Annotated in this window: 18 protein-coding genes; 1 reads left to right on the forward strand and 17 read right to left on the reverse strand. The window is 37.7% G+C overall.

From position 1 onward, the window contains the following. Positions 1-13: 13 nt before the first annotated feature. The 11 genes from ABKW31_RS09980 to gmd all read right to left on the reverse strand — a co-directional run bounded on the left by ABKW31_RS09980 (position 14) and on the right by gmd (position 13635). The gene (locus ABKW31_RS09980; protein ID WP_348616193.1) at positions 14-3091 is read right to left on the reverse strand and encodes a rhamnan synthesis F family protein; all 3078 of its coding nucleotides are present in this window, start codon (positions 3089-3091) and stop codon (positions 14-16) included. Positions 3092-3129: 38 nt separating this feature from the next. Next, positions 3130-4203, reverse strand: coding sequence for a GSCFA domain-containing protein (locus ABKW31_RS09985; protein WP_348616194.1), 1074 nt, complete (start codon positions 4201-4203; stop codon positions 3130-3132). Beyond that, a complete protein-coding gene (locus ABKW31_RS09990) occupies positions 4203-5024 on the reverse strand; it encodes a hypothetical protein (RefSeq protein ID WP_348616195.1) in 822 nt (273 codons plus the stop codon). The genes ABKW31_RS09985 and ABKW31_RS09990 overlap by 1 nt, the downstream gene beginning before the upstream one ends. Further along, positions 5021-5965, reverse strand: a complete 945-nt coding sequence (locus ABKW31_RS09995; protein WP_348616196.1) for an NAD-dependent epimerase/dehydratase family protein — start codon at positions 5963-5965, stop codon at positions 5021-5023. The genes ABKW31_RS09990 and ABKW31_RS09995 overlap by 4 nt, the downstream gene beginning before the upstream one ends. 384 nt (positions 5966-6349) lie before the next feature. Beyond that, a complete protein-coding gene (locus ABKW31_RS10000) occupies positions 6350-7084 on the reverse strand; it encodes a hypothetical protein (protein WP_348616197.1) in 735 nt (244 codons plus the stop codon). A gap of 74 nt (positions 7085-7158) precedes the next feature. Next, complete coding sequence (locus ABKW31_RS10005) at positions 7159-8364, reverse strand: hypothetical protein (protein WP_348616198.1); 1206 nt, start codon at positions 8362-8364, stop codon at positions 7159-7161. Positions 8365-8372: 8 nt separating this feature from the next. Next, positions 8373-8858: a hypothetical protein gene (locus ABKW31_RS10010; protein ID WP_348616199.1), complete on the reverse strand. Its 486-nt coding sequence runs from the start codon at positions 8856-8858 to the stop codon at positions 8373-8375. 72 nt (positions 8859-8930) lie between these two features. Beyond that, entirely contained in the window at positions 8931-9380 is a 450-nt protein-coding gene (locus ABKW31_RS10015; protein WP_348616200.1) for a GDP-mannose mannosyl hydrolase, read from the reverse strand. A 527-nt stretch (positions 9381-9907) separates the two neighbouring features. Then, entirely contained in the window at positions 9908-10870 is a 963-nt protein-coding gene (locus ABKW31_RS10020) for a GDP-L-fucose synthase (protein ID WP_348616201.1), read from the reverse strand. Between the two features lie 2 nt (positions 10871-10872). Continuing rightward, positions 10873-12465, reverse strand: coding sequence for an FkbM family methyltransferase (locus tag ABKW31_RS10025; protein ID WP_348616202.1), 1593 nt, complete (start codon positions 12463-12465; stop codon positions 10873-10875). 54 nt (positions 12466-12519) lie between these two features. Then, positions 12520-13635: a GDP-mannose 4,6-dehydratase gene (gmd, locus tag ABKW31_RS10030; RefSeq protein WP_348616203.1), complete on the reverse strand. Its 1116-nt coding sequence runs from the start codon at positions 13633-13635 to the stop codon at positions 12520-12522. 788 nt (positions 13636-14423) lie between these two features. Between gmd and ABKW31_RS10035 the strand changes: the two genes are divergently transcribed. Continuing rightward, positions 14424-15185: a sulfotransferase family 2 domain-containing protein gene (locus ABKW31_RS10035; protein WP_348616204.1), complete on the forward strand. Its 762-nt coding sequence runs from the start codon at positions 14424-14426 to the stop codon at positions 15183-15185. A gap of 201 nt (positions 15186-15386) precedes the next feature. Here ABKW31_RS10035 and ABKW31_RS10040 read toward each other — a convergent pair whose 3' ends face one another. From ABKW31_RS10040 to ABKW31_RS10065, 6 genes are all read right to left on the reverse strand, one after another. Then, entirely contained in the window at positions 15387-16205 is an 819-nt protein-coding gene (locus ABKW31_RS10040; RefSeq protein WP_348616205.1) for a sulfotransferase family 2 domain-containing protein, read from the reverse strand. After that, positions 16198-17088 (reverse strand): WcbI family polysaccharide biosynthesis putative acetyltransferase, encoded by an 891-nt coding sequence (locus ABKW31_RS10045; RefSeq protein ID WP_348616206.1) that lies wholly within the window; start codon positions 17086-17088, stop codon positions 16198-16200. The genes ABKW31_RS10040 and ABKW31_RS10045 overlap by 8 nt, the downstream gene beginning before the upstream one ends. Positions 17089-17468: 380 nt before the next feature. Beyond that, positions 17469-18320 carry a sulfotransferase domain-containing protein gene (locus ABKW31_RS10050; RefSeq protein ID WP_348616207.1) on the reverse strand — a complete coding sequence of 284 codons (852 nt, stop codon included), beginning with the start codon at positions 18318-18320 and terminating at the stop codon, positions 17469-17471. A 145-nt stretch (positions 18321-18465) separates the two neighbouring features. After that, positions 18466-19404 carry a GDP-mannose 4,6-dehydratase gene (locus tag ABKW31_RS10055; protein ID WP_348616208.1) on the reverse strand — a complete coding sequence of 313 codons (939 nt, stop codon included), beginning with the start codon at positions 19402-19404 and terminating at the stop codon, positions 18466-18468. A 12-nt stretch (positions 19405-19416) separates the two neighbouring features. After that, the gene (locus ABKW31_RS10060) at positions 19417-20571 is read right to left on the reverse strand and encodes a glycosyltransferase family 1 protein (RefSeq protein ID WP_348616209.1); all 1155 of its coding nucleotides are present in this window, start codon (positions 20569-20571) and stop codon (positions 19417-19419) included. Further along, positions 20572-23184, reverse strand: coding sequence for a glycosyltransferase (locus ABKW31_RS10065; RefSeq protein WP_348616210.1), 2613 nt, complete (start codon positions 23182-23184; stop codon positions 20572-20574). Positions 23185-23391: the final 207 nt, after the last annotated feature.

The following is a 23391-nucleotide window of genomic DNA, read 5'->3' on the forward strand; positions in this document are numbered from 1 at the left end:
ATAGTCAAATACATCACCAAGTAGTACCGGGTTTATAAACTGTGGTTATTTCAAACCCACTACTCCTGGCAACATGAGGTAATAACCGTTCAATGGCATGCATATACGAGCCATCATAAGGCAAAGGTTCTGCTTGTTTAAATGGGCTTAAGTCTAATTCGAATAATAATGACAGTGCTTGAGGTCTTGCCCAAAACATCGTTCCCAATGGGAAATTAGCTGCATATTTCATCGGTTCAATATTCATGGCCTTACACAATTCATCTGCAAACTGCTTATTTTCGCCCAAACCAACATTATGGTGATCCGCTGCATACACAATTCCACAATTACGATCCTCAAATTGAGACAATAATTGAGCTACATTAGCTTTATCACCAACCAAATTATTCATTAAATAATCTAGCCATTTGTCACCAAATCCAGGTTCATTGTCTACAGACTTCTTACTATGAAAATGCCCTACAACATCATAGTCATCATTACTGAATAATTCTTTTTTCAAAGCCGATAAAAACGGCACAATATCTCTGCCAATGTTTTCAACATAAATAACTTGGGTTTTATTGAAATTACAGACTGAAAACACCTTCTCAACATTAGACACCGATTCTTTGTGACAAACGGTTATATACAAATCAAAATGTGCAGGTAAAACAGCGAATTTTTCAATAAAGAAGGGATACATATCTTCGTAATAAAGGTGCAAATGAACCGCGCCCTTGAGCACTACTTCTTGATTAGAACCATTTAAAATAATGTTGCAATGTGTGCTCTCTATTCCTTGCTCAATTGCGGCAACAAGAGGTACTAAGTTTTCTGTCTCTTGATGGTTTTGCAGCCAAACTTCCTCATGAAATGCCGGAGATGGATTCGATACGTGTATCCCCTTCATGGCGCATTTCACATAATGATCAAGCCCTCTTGCATGAGTATCCAATAGGGCATAGTAGTTAAAATCAAACAGACCTGATTCATCTATGACCAGCTCGTGTTCCTTTCGCTTATTAATGATTTGTTTAGCTAAACCAATTTCACTTAATATTTTCATCGAGTATTGTTCAAAATCTAATTTAGTTTTAACTAACCGTCGATTTAATATATACGCTTGGCTTTTAACGATATCTCCTGAACAAGCATATTCATGAATTTTCTTAGCCATGCCTGCAGTGTCCGCATAATCTGATACAGATGAGCTGCTCTCATTATTAGCCAGAAACTCAGCACATCCAGTGCTATTTTCAAAACAAGCAACATGAACACCCGATTGCAAGGCATCAATCACCACATTAGGAAACGGATCCAATCTGGAAGTTAATAGGAATACATCTGTAATAGAAAGCAAGTTTCCAAGGCTTCGCTGGTGTTTTAAAAAGAAAAAGTTATCTTCTAGATTCGACTCTAAAATCTGTCGTTTCAACCAGACAGAATAAGACAAATCATGGTCAGGATCATACCCATCACCAGCCCATACAAATTTATATTTCCCTGGCGCCATTTTGTTCAGATAGCTAGCCACAGAAATAAACAGGTCAACCCCTTTCCTTATCTGCACATAACCCGCACCGACGACCAAAGTTTGATCGATGGCTAATGAAAACTTTTCTCTTAATTCCGAATCACTCAAATTCTCACCATAGAGAGCTGGAACAAAAGGTAAATATCCTTGCGGACACACAACAATATTGTTGGGAACGGCGGTAATGCCGAAGCATTCGTTTATTTCTTTAACGATGGACTTCTTGATTAGCTCAGCAGGCACTACAACACGATCAGCAAAACATACGGTATTACTGATCTTCCCTTTGGGCAGGGTATAATCGCTAAACTCATGAATCAGCGCAACTGTTGGGACTTTAAGCTCACTAAAGACATCCAATACTTCGATTGTTTCTACTGAGTTACATACAGCCGCCATTAACGGATATTTACTAATCACCGCTTCTAATAATGCTTTGACATAAAAACGTGGGTTATCAGCCAACCCCTTGAGGGTAAAACTACTGCCAGCAAGAAAATCTGGGTGCAATTGTTTTTTTCTAACGATAAAGTGAATAATGTTGTGTTTATTATTTAGACTGTTGCCTAAATTCAACCCAACTAATGGTGCGCCTGTTGCAGAAGATTCATGGCTAACAATGGCGATGGTTGGTAAATTTTCATCAAAGCCTTTATCACCAACGTCTAGATACTCATCCAGATCAAGAAATCCTTTACGCCCTTCTTCCATTCCATTCGTGACATAATGGAACAGTGGATTGATACCAACAGCAGCTATATCAGGATAGTTTTTTAGGTAAAAACCTGTATCAAAAAAACCTTCAAGCTGCAGGTTTTCGTAACGCCAGTTGTCAACGTAATATTCAACAGCTTCTTTTTGTCGTTTAAGTGTAATGTTATTATGTTTAAAAAACCCATCCCAATTGACATTTTTAGAGTGAATGATGTCTATTTCAAATTTTCTGTTTTCTATGTTTTCTCTCGCAGTACGTTTTTCTTGATTTCCGTACTTATAAAAATGTAGCAGAGGATTCAATCCTGCTTGCTCAACATCTTTATTATTTTCTAAATATACCTTTGAGTCATATACACCTTTTATGATAATACGCTCAGTTTTCCAAGACTTTATGACATAGATGATTATGTCTATATAGTCTTTTTCAAGTTCTTCTGTATGAAAGTTAATCCACGGAATGGGAGCGGTGAAAAAAAAGAAGAAATCTTCTAGCTCCTGCGGCGAAAGTAGCACTCCGTCTATCTCCTCCCTTTTCAGCTGCGCTATTTTTACTTTTTTTACTTTTTTCGAAAAAAAAGACGGCTTTTTAGGGCGGCCACCATTTCTGATAGCCTCCTCATAATGAACTACTGGGTGTTTGTCAGACTCAATTGCCTCTTTGTTCAGCGCTAAATAGTCAGCAGTGCTGAAATAGCCAGGAACATATACATCATTATACTTACCATTTTTCACACAATGAACAACGGGTTCATCATCAGGACGAAGTTGATTTACTTTCTTATATTTACGCCAATTTATTTTTAACGACCGAATAAAACCATAGTCTTTCAGTTCTTGCTTACTAAGATTGAACATCTTTATTTCGCTTTAAATTTAGTTTCGAATACGCTTCTTTATTGAGCGAGCCCAGGATCACTTGCAGCCTCTTCACACTCTAGATCAATTAACTTTGCTGAAGATGACAAATCACTAGTCGCTTTTTTGGAAGGCGTCACATCCTGAACGTTTACAACAGGGCGCGTAGTTGCATTTTCACAACAATGAATTAATGCCATCATAACGGTGTCAATAGCAATCTTACTTACATCCCGTCGGTTGTCCTCAAAAAAAGCGGCAGGAGCTTGTGGTCCTGTCACTATTTCGTACGAAGGAAAATAGTTTACATAAGGAAGGGTATTAACCACTTCTTGTGCAGACACACGTAACACGGATTTACTATAGACTGTAGCAGAAACAACATGATTGTTAGTTGCCGTTGCAACAAGTGGTACTGGTGACACAGTCAGAATAATTTTCAAGTTGGGATTAATGCTTCGAAGCAGTGAGAACGCATCCAATAAATCTTGAGTTATTTCCGAGACACTGAAGTTTTTAAACGTGTGTTGCTCGCGGTCATATTTCCCAGCAATAGTACCAGGACAGGCTGGGAATACAGCACCGTCCAATACAGAAACCCAGGCTTCTGTTAACCCCAAAGTAAATACAAAAACATTCATATCTTTAAAGGCTGACACTACGGTTTCCAAATATTGAGTCGTTAACTTGTCAAACTCCACATCATTGCTCGATTTGAAACGAAGGCCTGGACGAAAGGGATCGACAACTTCATTATCAATGTACCAACGATCTTCAGCGGGTTTGAATAGCCCTAAAGCTCGTTGAATCAACTGCAGCAAATGACGTGCTGTGTAGATATTACCGTATGCGGCAGAAAACGTATGGTAGTTGAAATTCTCTTCGTAAACGTCTTTGAGCCCTTTGGGCACCTGTGTTTTACGAACATAGTCGAATCCAGCACTTTCAAGATATGGAATAATGTTACCTGCAAAACAACTCCCAGCTGAACCTACAGTATCCCCCTTACGGATAAGTGGAAATGTCGAAATGAGTTCATTTACATTAAAATTAGTCGCTACCGCCCTATTCCAAAAAGAGGTATTCGGTGCGCTTTTATAAGGATGCGACATTAACAACTCCCTGAATTAATCAAGACTTCATCAGCAATACATTTGAGCATTGCCTTTCCGTAATTTGAATTTGCATGTGTAACATCGTTTGCCCAAAACTCTCTTTTCAACCCACCCTCTTCAGTATGGAACTGTTCGGGTATTCGCATGTAAGTGACGTCCTGTGACATGGCAACATCTGCTAGTTGAGACTGAATGACTCGCCATAATTTCAATCTAAAACCCAGAGATGATATGGATAGATTTTCAATATCTATTCCAGATTTTGTCGCTAACTCGACGAAATGGGCAGAGGATTTAATAAAGGGTAAGATAAAATCTCCATCACCTTTTGGACGAGGTGTTTCCAACAATATGATGTCGTGCGGTTTACCCTTTTTAAGTATTTCTAAAACGCGGGGTAATCCGCCTAATGAAGACTTAAAGAGTTGTTCGAGTACCGATTTAGGGACAATCGTTTTGTCGTTTGACAATGACTCAGAGTCTTTTGGATTAGATACAAAATCAAAAGTCTCTTCATTTGCAAAAATGAAACCTGAATTATGCTGATTGCCAGCCCATAAAATGACAATACGTTTATTCTGAGCATGTTTAGCTACAAACTCCCAGTAGGCGTCATTTCTAGAGCCGTCCCACCCCCCCATAACACCAAAAACACCAGGCACGTCGTTTTCAATTCGCTCGAATCTTAGCTCACCAGTTGGGGTAACTCCCATACAAAAACAATGGGAGTGTCCAGTAATAATAATTTCCATTTTATCAACCTTTTCTACATATTCATCTGATGATATTTGAAATTTTTTTATTAATTTTTTTATCATTTTAATGTACTAACGGATAATTTATGAGCGAGCGTTTTTTCTAATATTTTGTCTATTGACTGAGAGGCTTTCCAACCTAGATCGTGGTGTAATTTACTGCACTCTAAAACTGCGTATTCTGGGTCAACAAAACGACGAGGTAAATATTGTTTCACTGCAGTTTTACCGACAATATTCTCAATTTTGGTTACTAGCTCAATCGTAGACGTTGCTTGACCAGACCCAACATTCCAAGTGGTGAAGCCGAAATCAGCTTTTGCAACCCGAAGTATTAACTCGGCCAGTTCATCGGCGTCTAGGTAATCTCTAACCTCTAATCCAGTGCCAAAAATTTTAACAGGGTTATTGTTCATCAATGCTTGAAAAACAACATTGACTATTCCCTGACGCAATCCTGTCTGCCATCTTCCAACCGGATTAGCCACTCTTAAAACTGCAATTCGTGTTTTCTTTGTTCGATGTAAGTAGGCGAGACTTTCTTCGACCATCAACTTTCCGTAACCATAAGGGCTAACAGGAAGGCACTTGGCTTTTTCGCTGATTAATTCGTGATATTCGTTGCCATAAACCTGCCCACCACTGGAAATATAAATAACCTTAAGCGCAGGATTAAAAGACGTGAGCCTGTCTATAAGCTCAATAGCCGGCTCAACGTTCTCTCTTATCTCACGCGTAAAAGATCCAGTAGCTGGTATTGAAGATGAAGCCAAATATACAACTACATTGTGTTGCAATGCCAAGTCGAATAGCGCTTTATCGTCTAAAGTGTTATCTAACACATAAGGATAGCTTGCCCAATTAACTTCAGGATCTTTTCTCGATATCACCGTAAAATCTTCACAGCATTTAATTGCCGTATCGATAAGGTGTTTCCCTATAAATCCAAATCCGCCTACAAGTAAGAAAGACACCAACACCCCAGCGTAATTTTCATTTATCAAAACAGCCGCGAACTCTATCAAAATCTAGTTATTTTTCAATAATAAAAACCACTTAAGCGCACTTATATCAAAATACTAACAATTTGGTATACCTTGCCATGACATTATCACAACGCGGTGTTTATTTGTTTATTTGTAGCCTTTTATCCATCTTGATAGTGGCTTTATCGCGGCAATAATATTGGGATTTCGTTTCGTTGTGGGGTTAACTGCGATAATGAACTTAAAAAACCACAGTATAAATAGGGATGAATCCACTCATGAATGCAGGCCCCTGATCCTTTGGTATTTCAACAAGATCAATGTTTATAAAAAATGACCGATGATGCCTATCATCAACTGATCACTAAGCAGCCCCAAATCTGCTTAGCTTTGGACGATAAATCAAATATAGCGAGCTTTCACCATCTCATACAACGCCATATCGTCACGATTACTGTCTAATAATTGTGCAAACGTTTCATCGCCTAATTGTTCTTTTATACTGGCTATTTTAGCTTCAATGGGCACGCCAGTATTGCGTGAAACATTTTGTTCTTTAGCAGCCAACTGCACATTCTCTATTCCTTCGTCGCTTAGCCAAGTTTCCAAACGCTTAAGAGAGGCATCAAATTGTTCAACTAATCCGACAAAGGGCAAAGACTCAATCGCCTTTTTGGCTCTTTCTACTTCAGTGCCATGTTCTGGGCCAAACATAGGAGCAAAGCGTTCTACATGAAAATTCCGACATTGGCGGTCATAACCCAGTGCATTTCTAGATTCAACGTACCCTTTAAACGATGTATTTCTTGCCAAAACAGCACCAAATCCATCACCGCCCTGTTTTTTCTCAAAAGCATAAGCTGATGCGATTCTATCAATAGGGTGGCGAATAAAAATGACGGGCAATAAAAGTCGATCTTCAAAAGTTGGCACCGGCAACATTGCTGTATGTGAAGAAAAACAAATTGCTTGTGGATTATTTAAAACCCATTCTTTGACTAATTCTCGATTTTTTGATGGCTGCCCTGGAAATTCACTTGTAACCCATTCATCATTGCTAAAATTGTCTTTAAATGCTGCATCTAAGGATGTGCCAGCATTCTTAAAAAGATGGAAGTGAAAAATCGCTTTTTTCATTAAATTACCTTATTACTTAATTTTTTATCTACAAACATTATGAAATTTACCTTTTAAAGTTTAACAAAAAACTGCTAACGAACTAAAGATAGACACCAATCAGCAAACGATTGACTAATTGCTCCAGTATAGTTATTAGCTACAAATGTTACATTTTCATTTTGATTCCAAACCGCTAGACATTGCTTAAACGCTTTTGTATTTCCATATTCAAACGTAATAGGTTGCCCCCCAAGTTCGAGATACTCTCTCTCTACCCAACTATTATTACTGCAAAATAGATTTATATGAGGGTATCTGACAGCGTCCCACAATAGACCAGACGTTTTGTTAGAGTAAATTGTAGGGTCATACATCAATACCAATGCATGACTTTTTGCTAACTCACTCTCATATTCAAGTTGTGACATAGCCGAGAAACACACTGAAAGGTGGGGAAACTTATCACTTAAATCTTCAAGTTGCGTTTTAAACGAAAGAAAATTGCGGGCACCAGGTGATTGCTCATTAAAATGAATAAAAAACGCGATATCGCTAAATTCAGCTAGCAACTCGGGCAAAATATCGACCAACCAAGTTAGACCTTTATCACGTTTCACACTGCCAAAATACAATATAACGTGTTTAACTGCCTTGGCATCATCCAAAACGGCGATAGGCTCAACAAAATTAATAGCAGGGTGTAACTTAAAATTTAAATTAGTACATTGTTTGTAAGCTTCAACAAAGCGTTTACAACTTGTCGCCAACATCACCTGATTATCATTTTTAACACTACTAAGCATATTAAATGCGAGGCGATAACGGGTATAAAGTTTGAAGTAATCTAATTCAGATTGATGTTCAATTTTAAGCCGCCCAGGATAAAACATTGCACAAAGTAAAATTTTACCTTTGAACCCACACTTAGTTTTATTTAACCAGATAGCAAGCCCCAATATATGAAAACTATAGAAGGTATGCATAAGCAGATTGTCAGAACTACTAATAAGCCCTTCATTTTGTGCCTGTTGCAATTCCGTACAAAATTTATTTGCCAACATTTGTTCTTGAGCACAATCGAGTGGTTTTAAATTATTGGTATAACATGGCGTGTTAAAAAAACTGATAACGGTATCAGGTATAAGCTCATCAATTTTTGTAGGCAAATCTAAACTATGTGACGCTAAGATTCGTAAGGTCAAACTCGCTTGTTCGCAGGCTTTAATGAGTTGCTGATTAACATTAACGTGGTGAGAATTATTATCTTCGTAACCAGGTTCTAGCACAATTAAAGCCATATAGGTGACTAAACTTTTAAACTACTAGAAGTCGATAAATCACTCATCGTAGCTGTAATAGCGCCCAATGCTTCATCAAAATGCCCAGTTAATTGTTTAGTCATGGCAACCAACATTTGTTTTTGATCAACTAATATCTCTGCTTGATAAACAGAAATGGCGCCGACTTTAACTTCTATACTATTTTTATTTAATTCAAAGTCTTGCCACGAAACAGCCACATTAAATCCGTGACATCCACTACCAAACCCAGATTCTAACAAGTCAGATCGATACTGGTTTGCTCTAACATCTAAGCACTTTTTACCATTTATTAGTAGTGTTAAGCTACAGCACAAAAATTGTTCATCGTCCTGCAGATAAATCCAACCAGCAAATTTGTCAACCGTTAGTTCATCAATGTGAAACTTAATATTGTGCGGTGTAATTTGACTATGTTTTGATTTGGCAACTAAGCGTCGGCCATACTTTTTCATCGTTGATTTAATGTTCATTACACAGTCTCTAGCATATTCTGAGATAAAAATACTACTTTACCTCAGCACCACGCCATCTAAAACCAAAATTTAACTCAAATACCATTTACTATGTCTGTGCACATCGTCCCGGGCTAAAAAGTCATCACGAGTTAACCAAACATATTGGTTGTGTTGTTCTTTAGGTAAATCATTTAATGTTAAATCTACCGTAAGCTCATAGCCCAAAACCACATAGTGAGTGGAATGCTCAATACCAAAAACACAATCAGTATAAAAATGCTCATAAGGCCCCATAAAGACAGCCGATTGCCGAGATAGGGCGATACCTAACTCGTCTTTAGTCAGCCTTAAAAAAGCCGCATCCATAGATTCATCTTTCAAAATCCGACCACCTGGCACAAACCAAACCCCTTGAGCAGGACGGTTATTGCGATAACCCAACAAGTATTCACCATTGGAATTTTTAACGACTAAATCAATCGACACCAATGGTGTACTGACAATCACGGTTTTAAAAACGTCTTTATCTAAAAACATATTTATAAAACCCTTATCACCAGGTGGCCACAGTATCCAAGCTATTTAGCACCGAAAATAACACAAGCCAGCTTGTAAGAGGCCACCCCGTAACGGATGTTATTAGGGCCGAATAAAACGACAACCAATAGCAAATTAAACAATATTAAGCACCATACACGCCCATCAGCATTCATTCCCACCTAAAGGTAGTCCCACAAACAGACAACCCAACCTTGTAGGAGGTCACTCCGTAACGGATGTTATTAGGGCCGAAAAAACAACCACAATTGACAAACTAACCACTAGGGTAAATCAATCAAAAACAGGCACCATACACGCCTATCAGCAATCATTCCCACCTAAAGGTAGTCCTACAAACAAACAACCCAACCTTGTAGGAGGTCACTCCGTAACGGATGTTATTAGGGCCGAAAAAACAACCACAATTGACAAATCAACCACTAGGGTAAATTAATCAAAAACAAGCACCATAATCGCATCTTTCCATTCGTTCCCACCTAAAGGTAGTCCTACAATTACCTACTCTACGCCTGCCTAAAACTATCCTGGTTATCTAAAAACCACTGATAGGCGTCTTTTAATCCCGCTTCTAAGGTATAGGTATATTGCCAACCCAACGCGGCTAACCGGTCTACATTCATCAGCTTGCGTGGTGCGCCGTCAGGTTTACTGGCATCAAACACAATCTTGCCCTCAAACCCGGTGACATTAGCCACCGTTTCAACCAATTCACGGATAGTACAATCAACACCTGTCCCAACATTAATATGGCTCAGCATCACTTCAGTATTTGCATTATAGGTAGCTTTATCTAATTCCATCACGTGAATAGAGGCAGCCGCCATATCATTAACATGCAAAAACTCTCGCATGGGTTTACCGCTTCCCCACGCCACTACTTGCGCATCACCATTAAGTTTCGCTTCATGAAAACGGCGCAGTAATGCAGGAATAACATGGGAGTTTTTAGGATGAAAATTATCATGTGGCCCATACAAGTTAGTCGGCATGACACTGCGGTAATCTCGGCCGTATTGGCGATTGTATGATTCGCACAACTTAATACCGGCAATTTTTGCTATCGCATAAGGCTCGTTAGTAGGTTCCAATGTGCCTGTTAACAGAGCGGTTTCAGACATAGGCTGCACCGCTAGTTTAGGATAAATACACGAAGAACCTAAAAACAGTAACTTATCGATACCAGCCACATGAGCAGCGTGAATAACATTGCATTCAACGACTAGGTTTTCATAAATGAAGTCTGCAGGATAAGAGTTATTGGCGATAATTCCGCCTACCTTCGCTGCAGCCAAATATACTTCATCGATTTTTTCGGTCTGAAAAAACTCTGACACAGCTTGCTGATTGATTAAGTCTAATTCACTGCGTGTCCGCAATACCAATTCACAATCACCACGTGCCTGCAATAGCCTAACAATCGCTGAACCCACCATGCCACGATGGCCCGCTACAAAAATTTTTTTCATCTCTATTTCACTTCTTCCCAAAATTTGTTTTCGCAAAAAAAATAACTATTTTTTGTCGAAGCAACACGGGTGTAACTTTTTTGAACTAAAAAGTTACACAATTCAAATAATGCATGCTCATTGAGAGCCTCAACTATAACAAGTAAAGGGCGATATTTACTCCAGTCGTTCGATTTCAAAACATTAATTTCTAAACCCTCTACGTCAATATTAAAGAACGTTATGACTTGTTTATTTTCTATGCATTCATCTAGCACAGCGGTAAGTGGTTTAACTTCTATACTCGATTCGCCTATTAACTCAGTGCGGGTTTGGGCATAGACAACACTTGCTTTATCAAAGGTGTTAAAGGCAGGCTCCTTGAATTGATAATACGTAAGCAACGATTTCTCATCAGAAATACCAATTTCCAAATTATTATCTCTCGGTCTCATCCTGTCAAAACGCTCTTTCATACCCTTTTTAGGATCAATATTTATTCCTTTCCATCCCTTCAAATAGTAGTGGTAGGTATTAGAAAAACGTATTGGATCGTGTGCCCCCACATCAACATAAAAACCAAGTTTATGGTAATGCCATTTTAAAATTCTGCGCACAAGAGCGTCTTCACCCTCTTGTGCACAAAAAATATCACTATGGTTTGGTAAAAAATAGTTTTTCAATAAGGGATACAATTCTGGCAATCTAAACGCTTTGTCATCATCTACTTTTGTTTTTATATCATCGTCAATAATATATTTTGCAAAATCCCTAGATTTAGAATTAATAATAGCATTATTCGCTGCCTGATCACTGCCCAACACACTCGCTAAATATTCTTTATATGCTTGCTCAGAATCAACTCGTTTTGTATGATTTTCTGCACTTATTATATCTTCAGCATCAATGCCTTTTGGATGGATGCGAGATCTAAATCGAGCAAATTCTTTGTTAAAAGAGAGGTCAGTAGCAATTAACGGGGCAACTGTATAAGCCAGAACACCTGGTTTATTTGCAATCCAACTATGAATCCAAATATCAGAAGTTGTTTCAATACGTTCAAATTTTTCGAGTAACAGTTGAGCAAATATAGGTGTCATTATATGAGCGACATTACTCATAACCACATTGATTCCTAACTCTAAATTTGCATCATTTTCTAAGTTTATGCCTGTAGATAATCCAGAATGTCCTAAGCGAATTAATAGAGGTAAATGTAATTTATCTAACAGCAAATCATCCAATAAAAGCTCTAATTTCTTGAGGCCGCCACTATAAAAAAACACATCATCTTCACACACCAATACCGGGCCAGTTGCTTCGGCAACTATTTCCCAAATCCGTTTAAAAGACAACCAATTTGCTACTTGATGGGGAATAATAATATTGTTCCCACACTGACATGCAGACTTACCACATCTGAAACATGATGGAAAACTCTTAACGACTCCCTTTTTGTATGTTGCAGTAACTAGAGGAGAGCCATGAGGGATTGCATCAACAAAATGATAGTTTTTTATGCCATTTTGTTCAAAGTGCTCCTTGATATGAGCTCTTCTCATTTCATCATCAAAAAGTGATAATACTAGAGTTTTTTCTACATAATTATCTAGCAAAATAATGCTCTCTAACGTGACTGTAAGTACTACTTTCCATCACCATCATAACTACTATTCTTTCGAAACAGCTATTGCATAACCGTGCTGTTTCAACAACGCGTGCTGCTTGGCTTTACTTAAATCATGTTCGACCATTTCAGCACACATTTCTTCAACGGTGATTTCAGGTACCCAGCCGAGTTTTTCTTTAGCCTTCGTAGGGTCGCCCAACAAGGTTTCTACTTCTGCAGGGCGGAAGTAACGCGGGTCAACTTTAACCAGCACATCACCCACTTTAACGCCAGGGGCGTCGGTGCCACTAATTGCGGTAACAGTGGCCACTTCATTTAAGCCTTCACCATTAAATTCCAGGGTAATACCGGCATAAGCGGCTGACATACGCACAAATTCACGTACTGATATTTGTTTGCCTGTGGCGATAACAAAATCTTCTGGTGTATCTTGTTGCAACATCATCCATTGCATACGAACGTAGTCTTTAGCATGGCCCCAGTCACGTAAAGCATCCATATTACCTAAATATAAACACTCTTCTAAACCTTGGGCGATATTGGCTAAACCACGAGTGATTTTGCGGGTAACAAAGGTTTCGCCGCGGCGTGGTGACTCATGGTTAAAAAGTATGCCATTACATGCATAAATACCGTAAGATTCGCGGTAGTTCACTGCTATCCAATACGCATACATTTTGGCCACAGCATAAGGCGAGCGCGGGTGAAACGGCGTGGTTTCTTTTTGGGGGATTTCTTGTACTTCACCATATAGCTCGGAAGTAGACGCTTGGTAAAACTTAGTTTTCTTTTCAAGGCCTAAAAAACGGATGGCTTCTAACAAACGTAAAGTACCAATAGCATCAACGTCAGCGGTATATTCTGGTGCTTCAAACGACACAGCAACGTGCGACTGTGCGCCGAGGTTATACACCTCATCAGGCTGCACTTCTTGCATGATACGAATAAGGTTAGACGAGTCAGTTAAGTCACCGTAGTGCAATTTAAAATGCGCATTTTGCACATGAGGGTCTTCATAAATATGGTCAACACGCTGAGTATTGAACAACGAAGCACGACGCTTAATACCGTGTACCTCATATCCCTTTTCTAATAAAAACTCGGCTAAATAAGAGCCGTCCTGTCCGGTTACCCCAGTTATTAATGCTTTTTTCATTAAACTATATTCCTTTTACTACTCGATTACCCAGGAAGACCCTGCAATATTGAATTCTTGTTAGCACTTGTGCACGGTTATAGCCGAGTAGTGCCTATGATTGAGTTTCAACACCCTTAATTCAAAGCTATTGGACCCACTAAATAACAACATTATTCCAAATTGACCAGCAAATGTCTTGTACTTAAGACATGATAATAGCAATTATTGAATCATTGACTATATCTGTCACTGTTTTTAATGAGTGCTACAGGGGCAATACTTGTAATTTACAACAATGCGACTTATTTGCGAATAATGTAAGCCAAAATAATCACCGTTTTTTTGCGCAGAACCACCAGAGCGTTAGGCGTTACAGATTGCTTGGTGCTTATCAACAACTTGAAATTGGTAGCTGAATCTTCTATTTTCACTTGATTTATAAAAACCAATAAATTCCAAATACATATTAAAACTGTCACCTAGGTTAAAAAAGTCGATACGCATACTACAAGACCTGACCCCGTCATTCGTAAAGAATACATGAGCCGTATACGAGGCCCGTAAGTACTTTTATGTGAGAGGGATGAGGCGTGAGCCTCACCGTACTCGATGAAAAATGACGTTGTATTTTGGTTATACTTTACCTGTACTCCGCATGCTACTTTACCTATACTCACAATTTTAGAATAATAAGCATCACGGATTCTGGCAGCTGCATTTTTTTGGCGCGACTGAATAAATGTGCGAGACTTGGCGAGAGCGCTTTCAACTTTTATCCTTACGTAAATTCCATCTCAGGAAGAAAAATGACGAAAAAAATAATACTGTTCGCACACATCCCTAAGACCGCAGGTAGTAGCTTACGCGCTATAGGAATGAAGAACTGCGAGCGAAGCCTAACTTTGCATGTCGCACATGACCAGAGTGGACAGGGCATTTCTGAACAGATAAAGCAATTCAATCAGCTACAAGCCGAGTCGCCGATTGATGGTCAGACAATTGTGTTGGGTCACTTTGGCTTTTCAATGCATGAGTATCTTGGGCAATCCGATTTTCAATATATAACAATGTTACGAGATCCTGTTGACCGAGTTGTAAGCCACTTCTACCACCTTAAAAGCACAGCTCATCCTGGTGTTTCAGGTTTATCTCTCATAGAATTCGCTCGCTCAAATAAATTTGAGGTAATACTCGATAATATGCAAACCAGATTTCTGTCGAATTATGGCTGGCGTTGTTATAACCCCTATTACTGGCCCTTGTTCGAATTTAGTACTAGAAACCCAAAAAAAATTACAGCCTGTGATGACGATATGTTCCTATGCGCAAAAAACAACCTCCTCAATAACACGTTGTTCGGTCTACAAGAGGAGATGGCTGATAGCTTGAGCTTATTTTCAAACCGTTTGGGATGGGAAGCCAACGAAGTAAGACTCAATCAGAGAAAGGTTAATTCTGATGAAAAACCAGCGCTCATGTCGGAAGCGATCAGTATCATACGCGCAAAAAATAAGTATGATTTGAGTCTGTATGAACTAGCCCAGAAAACATTTCGAAATCAGGTCTGAGTTACCTTTGGGATGCAACTCAGATAGTGAGCATCCATGAAACTTTGACATTTTTGAGTTGTTCGTCTGACCATAATGGGTTTCCTCAAAGTTGAAAACCCAAGCTTGTTAAATTCAGCCTAGCCCATCAAGGTGGGGTTGGTCGGACTGACACCTTACTTTTCTTTTATTTTATTTTATTTTATTTTATTTTATTTTATTTTATTTTTTATTGCAAAAAATGCCATCATTTTCGCGCAAAAAATCGAATAGCTTTTGATCTTCTTCAAGCAAATCTGTCAGGAGAGGCCTGAATTTTTCGTATTCTTTTAAGTAGGACTTATTTGGGTTTACGTTTTCATTTTTCGCAATATTAGATTGTTGATTTGTAACAACATCAGATTGTTCGTTTGTGGCTGGTTTGAGCTTAATATTAGAGTTGTCTTTAAACAGTTGTCTAATTTTAGTACTAAGAGAACTCAATTTATCTAACTCTATGACTAGGAAATTTTTGTTCATTAAAACATGTAAGGATTCGTTAAAACTGCGTTTCCCAGAAATATAACAATTCTGTTCCCAGGTACAATTTGTAAAAAAACGATGCTTGGATTGCAGCGCTTCCTCAAAGCTTCCATCAAACTTATAAGGGTGTTCATTTTTACGTTGACAAAACTCCCAATAAGAAATCAGTCTCTCAAAAGGATCCCTGATCACTGCTACGTGAAGTGAAAAGTCTTCCTGGTCCAAACCTTGTAACAAATCGACATAATTAGGATAGGTAAAATGACCACCAATGAATTCTTTTTTTGAAATTTCATTTTTAAGCTTCTCCCGCACCTTAGCAGCATCATTTTGAGCCAAACCTTTCAAATTACTAAGGTTCACTAGCGAAACAAAATCGAATACTTCGATTTCTAACTTAATGGGAGTCGAGTAATGCCAATAAGATTGTTTTAACTCAAATAACTCTTCAAAGAAAATCCGCCTCAACGAACTGCCAGCTGTTTTAGGAATGTGATGAAAAACCATTTTATTATACATTAGCTGCCTCGATAATTTCTTGTGCTAGTTGGTATTCGTTTGATAGTTTAACTCCTGCGATTCTTTCCTTAAATCCCTGTGATTGATAAAAATTGCTGTAAAAATCATATTTTTTAATAGTCTCTTCGATAACAAACTCATGAGCACTTTCAAATAAAAAAGGATATACAGGTAATTTGGGGTGTGCAAACTCTTCAACCGTATTATCCTTAAAAACAGCTCTAGGTGTTCCGGCAAGTTCCAAAACAGCAATAGCAACCCTATCCATTAATGCATTGGAAGGATGGTTAAAAGAACTGAAATTGCTTGGTGAGAAGTCAGCTGAACTTAATAAGTCTGTTGCTTTAACATCGCAAACGCGATCCCTTTTCTCTAATTCATCGTAACTTTTGTCGAAAAGTTTTCCGATAAATTTAATTGGCAAACTACTATTGACTAGGTTTATGAATTCACTGGAGCTAAAACCTTTATTGGCAGAAATCAACATTAAATAATCGTGATAATCAGAAAACGGAGGCTTTTGTCCCTCCCACAATTTGTCACGGGCTAGGATTCTATTGTTATTTTTATCACTCAGATAACCAAATGTAGGGAATAGACCGCCAAAATATAAGTTAGGTATGACTATAGATTGCGCATCATTTCGCAAAATATTTTTTAAGAAATTGGTACCTAACCCAACAGTTCCTCGATAACTGTCGCCAATTGGTTGAATTGCTAAACAATCACACTCTGTAACTTTTTGGTGCAATTCAATAATATCTTCGTCACTGATAAGATGAATGGGCTTGGGAATATAAATTTCTGAATTTTGTTGGAGTCCTTGCCTCAATCTTTCACCTATATATGTTATTTGACAATTACCCACTATTACTAATTTCAATTTATACTCCTCTTTTATGAATAATTAATAAAACCAGCAGATCGCTGCCGCTCAAAAACAGCTTTCCAGTGTTTGGTTTTTTGTTGGATAACCATAATTATCTCATGTTAATTTACTGAGATAATTATGCTGAAGCTCGCTTAATATTGGTATCTAGGGGTAATTACACACTTACACTTATAAGTGCGCGTTTTTAACATGGATGCTTTCATAAATATCCTCAACGCCGGCCATGCACCTCATATTATTTTTCTAATAATAATTAGGCTAAATAAGAACCATATTGACCGATCATCCCAGTAATTATCGCTTATTTTCAGAATATTTATACTTCACATAAATCAACATTAAAAAAGCCCAAATCTATCTTTTTAAAAAAGCTACGATGTAGGTAGATTGCCATACCCTAATCTAGTTAGTCTCGCTTGGTGGTCTGCGATAAAGTTGGATATGGTCTCTTTAGAAAAGTAATTCACATAATAGAATGACGACATTTTATTATAAAAAATACCCGTATCACCTTCACCTTTTTTACTAAGCCCAACATTCCTCTCATTAATGCTATTAACAGCATTAATAATGGTTTGAGTATCAATCTGAAAAATATCTTTTAATTGTATAAATGTATTAGAATCTTCCAACATATCTTCATACTTCAAAACGATGTTAGGTATCTTATCTCTGACATTATAGTAAGATTCAGAGTGCTCAAACCAAGTACCACTCATATTATCGACATTTGGTATTTTGCCGTTTCCCGCACTAAATTTTTCAAGTGCATGGTCTAAATTAAACTGCGGTATATCTTCTAGTTTTGTATCCAACCATTCTTCGTATGGTACTATCTGATCAAAGCCCATAAAATCAATAAAAAATCTTGTTGCGCATGCTTCCCTGTTTCCCCACAATCTATAATCGATGCGTGAAAAGTTAATGTATGAAAGCAAAACATCCAATGGATTTCTTATCACATGGATAAAAGCAACTGTATTGAGATTGAGTGTTTTGTGCATAGAATCAGCATACGGTGCATGTGTTTTTAGGACAATAGTTGGTTCTTGTGAAATTTCTTTATTTATAATAGGACAAATTGATGGGAGCTTATCGGAACTCATTACATTATATACATCCATTTCTCCTTGAGGGTATCCAGAGTCCTTAGCTGTTTGCAACACATGATTTACCCATGTATTTCCTGACTTAGGGTAAGAGCTAATCCATACAACATTCATAATAAAATCCTATAAGCTAATCTTTTTTCAAGCCTCACGGCCAAATTAATTACAAAAAATAAATCTGCCACATTTAAATTATACATTCATTTTTTTAATTATTTCTTTCAGTAAAATTTAATCTCTAGTAGATATTGGTAGTGAACTATTCACTCATTAAACGCACAACGTCAGCCATTTTTATTTTTGCGTTCCAGTTTAATAGCTGCTTTGCTTTCGCTGGATTTCCACCACTATATAAAATGTCTGTAGGGCGATAGAACTCTTGGGAAATTTCTACATGATCTTCCCAATTTAAGCCATTAATAGCAAACGCTTCTGCAACAAACTCCTCAAGACTATGGGTTTGTCCAGTCGCTATAACAAGATCTTCAGGCGTTTCTAACTGCAACATACGCCACATAGCATCTATATATTCTGGTGCCCACCCCCAATCTCGTTGAATATCAAGTCGACCTAAAACTAATTTATCCAATTCACCACTGGCAATCTTCTTTGCGCTATCAATGATTTTTTGCGTAACAAAGCGCTTTGGTCGCAAGGGTGACTCGTGATTAAATAAGATACCTGTGCTGGCATGTAATGCATATGACTCTCGGTAATTTGCCACCAACCAGTGCGCTGAAGCCTTGGCGACAGCATAAGGACTGCGAGGTTTAAAAGGGGTTAATTCGTCCGCTGGCAATCCATCGGTGTCACCAAAACATTCACTGGAGCCTGCATGATAAAGTCGAGTATTACGATGTCTTAAGCGCAACACTTCAAGTACGTTTAAAGTACCAGATACAATACTTTCTAATGTTTCAGCAGGCTGTTCAAAAGATAAACCAACTGAACTCTGACCTGAAAGGTAATACACTTCATCGGGATCACTTTTATCCATCGCACTAAAAACACTTCTAAAGTCGCCAGGTGCCATTGACACTAACTTTACCGAGTCTTTGATAGCTAAGCGTTCAAGATTATTTAGGCTACTTGCTTGTACATCACGGGATGTACCCCATACTTCATAACCTTTTTTTAGTAAGAATTGCGCTAAATAGCTTCCATCTTGTCCATTAACACCACAAATTAGCGCTTTCATTCTATCAACCTCTTATTTTGGCTCATCTACTTCTGCTTGAAGCAACCTCAACTGTTTCCAGCCTTGTAAAAAATTACTTGTATCTTCGCCTGAAGATTGCTGAAAAAGTATCTTGGTTTCCGCAATAAACACTTCAGCCATATGCTCCCAATTAAATATTTCAATATGCTCCAGCCCTACTTTTCGCAATTGTCGTTGAGTTTCTGGATCGCGTATATGCTTTAAAGCATCAACCATTTCTTGAACACAGGTGCCTTTCAACGTTAATGCAGCATTTCCTGCAGCTTCCGCCAATGAGCCGTGATTTGTTGTAATGACTGGGCAACCTGATGCCATCGCTTCGACAACTGGCATACCAAAACCTTCATATAGCGATGGATACACTAATGCTATAGCACCAGTGTAAGCCATGGATAGCTCTTCATCAGTCAGCCTTAATTGAATATAATTTACGCCTGCTGGGAGTTTCGATATTACTGCTTCACTAACGTGTTGTTCACCACCTACAAAAACCACATCAAAGTCTGGCGACAAAGATTCCAACGCATCAAAAAACAGATGACTATTTTTATAATTACCGGGCTCACCTCTTGAACCTACAAACACATAATAATCTTTTGAAATTCCGTTTTCTTTTTTAAAACGTTCAATTTCTTTTTTACTTCTAGGATAAAAGGACTGCCTATCAACGCCACAATAGGCCATGGCCACATGATTCTCGGGTATTTCCGGGTATAAAGCTAATAAATCATACCTAGTGTTTTCAGAAATACATAAGTATCGCAATGCGTAATTAATAGTAACATCCTTTTCCAACCAAGGCCTCGGAGTTAAATCGTAGTTAAGTAATTCTGGTATCATATCGTATACCATCATTAACATCGGCGTTGAAAGAGGTGTCGTATAATAGCTTGAAGTAAAAACATCTATCTCGTATGAGTCACAGATCTTTTGGATTTCTATCGAATCTTTAGCACATTGCAATTCAGCATATTTCATAAAAGGAATATATGTAATTTCTGCAATTTCAGGGGCATTACCTCTGTCCAAGAAATAAACCTTAATTTCATCTGATCTGGCAATACTTCCAAGAATAGTCGCCCATACTCTGGCGATACCAGTACTATTTAGTTGAAAGAAAACTCCGTCTACAAGTAATTTTATCATTTAGTTCACCACGCTAATCTTATTAGAATATTTATTATTAAGCGCATGATTCCGCAGCGCTTTTTGTAACATACTATATGGCGAGAGTATGGGGTGTCCTTTTTCTAGAGAAAGTTGATTGGATGTATCTATATACTTACGCGCTTCCTCACTATTATTGACAGCACTAAAGAAACTTGTCGATGTTACAATATGTTCAGACAAGGTGTTTTTCCAATTATTTATTTCTTCATGAGTTGCTTTCCTACCTAATAGATATATGTATGATTCTTTAATAAGAAGTTCATATTTATCATCAAAATCATTTTGGCAGTCAAAAGCCATATCTAAATGATTTCGCTGAAGTTTTTTAAGGTACCCGCGAATATTAAATGCAACTCGCATGTAAGGGACAGAATCGATAACATATTTTTGATTCATAATTATGTCACTTAGCCTGTGAATATATGTATATAAGGCGCCGGCAGCAACACTCGTACTTTTTAGAAAGTCTATAGCTATCAGGTGCTTTTTAGAAAATCTCGAATGAAACAGTATCTCTACATAACTGCCAATGACCGTAATATCGTGCAGGGTCAAATACTTTGAAGATTTACTTAAAAGCGAACCAAAGTAGTCAAGGTCAGCATACTTTTTGACACCGTCTATATTTGATAGCAAAGAATGACTCGTTGCGCCTGTAACACATAGTTCAATATTGTTGTGTTGTGTGTTTGTTTGTGGCTGCTTTGCTAAAGTCGAACCGATCACAGGCTGATTATAAGTATCGTACGCTCTTTTAATCTCTAATATGTGTGGAGCATCGGCTGCAGGGCTCTGGCTACTAGCACCGTCGAAATTATATGTAGATATAATGGCCGGAAGATACTGAGATTTTGCTCCTTCTTTCAACAAGACTCGCATAAACCATTCATAATCCCCCGCATACTGATATGACAAATCGTACAGTCCAAATTGATCAAACAGCGCCTTTTTAATAAATGTTGCTTGATGAGGCAAACTACTTCCAACGAAGAAACTTAGGTCATGAGATTGTGCGCCAGTTTTCCATGCCGGGTATGGCATTAATCCTGTTTCTTGTGTTACTACTTCACCATATAGTATGTCTTCAAAAAAAGGATTATTAAAAATATTATGTTTACCAAAAGGAACTGAAAAAGAAAAAATATTCTTAATAGTATCAGGTTGATATAAGCAGTCACCACCATTTAGAAAAAGTAAATATTTTCCGGAACTCTTTTTAATTCCTTTATTCATAGCATCATAACGGCCATTATCTTTTTCAGATATAAAAACGTTCATTCGATGCTTATATTTTTCTAATATTGCCAACGTTGCATCGTTAGAACCTCCGTCAACAACGATCCACTCAAAGTATTGAAAAGATTGTTTTAGGATCGATTCGCAAGTATCTTTTATTTGTTCTTCATTATAACAAATTGTAATAATACTTAAGTACGGAGTCACCTGTTTATATGTTTTGTCTAACTGCTTTATAAATTCTTGACCAAATTTTTGCCAAGAAAATAACTTCGCTCTCTCTATAGATTTAGCTGATAACTTATCTCTCATATCTTTAGAGTTAATAATTGAGTTAAAAGCCAACGAAGCACCAAGAAAATCAGTTGCGGCAACTAATATTCCTGCGTCTCCGATAACTTCAGGCAATGATGATGAATTGCTAGAGATAACAGGGATACCGCACGACATTGCCTCGAGTGGCGGCAAACCAAAACCTTCATAATATGACAAATAGATAAACGCTTCTGCACCAGAGTATAATGCGGGTAAATCAAGTTCGTCTACAAAGCCAGTAAAAATCACACGTTCAATAATTTTAGGCCATTTGTTTAACTCAGCTTTCAGCTTATCTAACTTCCAACCATTCATGCCTGTAAGCACCAGAAGTGCCTCATTATCTGGATTCTTATTTACAAATTCAGCAAACGCCTTAACGGTTGTTTCCAGATTTTTTCTTATTTCTAATGTTGCAACACTTAAGAAATAACTTTTACCTTCAGGTATGTAATATTTTGCTCGCACGGCTTTTTGTACTGCTAATAATATATTGGGCTTATAATTATCATCTGCCCCTAAATACAACACAGTTATGTTTTCGGCATTCAATTCAGGCCTGAACTTGAGTAGGTCTTGTTTTGTGCATTCTGAAATTGCAAATACCTGCCAATCATTTTGGATATGGTGGTAAAATTCACTCACCAAATCAACTATACCTTTTTCACAGTATTCAGGACTTATAATCGGGATTAGATCATAGGCAATCAATAACTTTGTAACTCTTTGCTCATTCGCCCAATTTTCTGGAACACTAAAAAAAGGAGTTAAGTAGTAATCCGCATTAACAAATGCAGGATCAAACTCAATAGTTACAAATGGAGCTGCAAAGCCGGTTTCTTCTACATACCGCTCTAATCCGTCTCTTAAATTAACATTATGTTGCCGTAAAAATTCCTTCTCTATAGATAACGTAAAAACCACGTCATAATGTTCATTGTGAATCAAAAAGTTAACTAACTCATGTGCCACTCTATAAACGCCAGTTTTGACTCCCTGAGCTAAAACCGCCATATCAACTACAATTTTTTTGTTCATGTTTAATTTCACTTATTCTTCATCTGATCCATAAAAAATTTACATCAAAGTGTATTTGGTTAATATTTACACAAAGCAGTAAGAAACTGATTTTTGTCCAAAAAACCACCTAATATTTCAAGTAATGATTGGTAAGTTTTGAATTTTATTCTTTTTAAAGTAACAGGCTAATTCAACCACAACCGCAACAATATAACTATAAACATT

The sequence above is a fragment of the Paraglaciecola sp. 25GB23A genome, from assembly GCF_040012495.1.
Classification (GTDB): domain Bacteria; phylum Pseudomonadota; class Gammaproteobacteria; order Enterobacterales; family Alteromonadaceae; genus Paraglaciecola.

What these genes read in the sequence shown, in the direction of transcription:
- ABKW31_RS10010 (WP_348616199.1), bottom strand. Translation starts at nt 8,858, where the DNA reads ATGAACATTAAATCAACGATGAAAAAGTATGGCCGACGCTTAGTTGCC.
- ABKW31_RS10020 (WP_348616201.1), bottom strand. Translation starts at nt 10,870, where the DNA reads ATGAAAAAAATTTTTGTAGCGGGCCATCGTGGCATGGTGGGTTCAGCG.
- ABKW31_RS10050 (WP_348616207.1), bottom strand. Translation starts at nt 18,320, where the DNA reads ATGAATGTTGTATGGATTAGCTCTTACCCTAAGTCAGGAAATACATGG.
- gmd (WP_348616203.1), bottom strand. Translation starts at nt 13,635, where the DNA reads ATGAAAAAAGCATTAATAACTGGGGTAACCGGACAGGACGGCTCTTAT.
- ABKW31_RS10005 (WP_348616198.1), bottom strand. Translation starts at nt 8,364, where the DNA reads ATGGCTTTAATTGTGCTAGAACCTGGTTACGAAGATAATAATTCTCAC.
- ABKW31_RS09980 (WP_348616193.1), bottom strand. Translation starts at nt 3,091, where the DNA reads ATGTTCAATCTTAGTAAGCAAGAACTGAAAGACTATGGTTTTATTCGG.
- ABKW31_RS10000 (WP_348616197.1), bottom strand. Translation starts at nt 7,084, where the DNA reads ATGAAAAAAGCGATTTTTCACTTCCATCTTTTTAAGAATGCTGGCACA.
- ABKW31_RS09985 (WP_348616194.1), bottom strand. Translation starts at nt 4,203, where the DNA reads ATGTCGCATCCTTATAAAAGCGCACCGAATACCTCTTTTTGGAATAGG.
- ABKW31_RS10065 (WP_348616210.1), bottom strand. Translation starts at nt 23,184, where the DNA reads ATGAACAAAAAAATTGTAGTTGATATGGCGGTTTTAGCTCAGGGAGTC.
- ABKW31_RS10035 (WP_348616204.1), top strand. Translation starts at nt 14,424, where the DNA reads ATGACGAAAAAAATAATACTGTTCGCACACATCCCTAAGACCGCAGGT.
- ABKW31_RS10060 (WP_348616209.1), bottom strand. Translation starts at nt 20,571, where the DNA reads ATGATAAAATTACTTGTAGACGGAGTTTTCTTTCAACTAAATAGTACT.
- ABKW31_RS10040 (WP_348616205.1), bottom strand. Translation starts at nt 16,205, where the DNA reads ATGTATAATAAAATGGTTTTTCATCACATTCCTAAAACAGCTGGCAGT.
- ABKW31_RS09990 (WP_348616195.1), bottom strand. Translation starts at nt 5,024, where the DNA reads ATGATAAAAAAATTAATAAAAAAATTTCAAATATCATCAGATGAATAT.
- ABKW31_RS10055 (WP_348616208.1), bottom strand. Translation starts at nt 19,404, where the DNA reads ATGAAAGCGCTAATTTGTGGTGTTAATGGACAAGATGGAAGCTATTTA.
- ABKW31_RS10015 (WP_348616200.1), bottom strand. Translation starts at nt 9,380, where the DNA reads ATGTTTTTAGATAAAGACGTTTTTAAAACCGTGATTGTCAGTACACCA.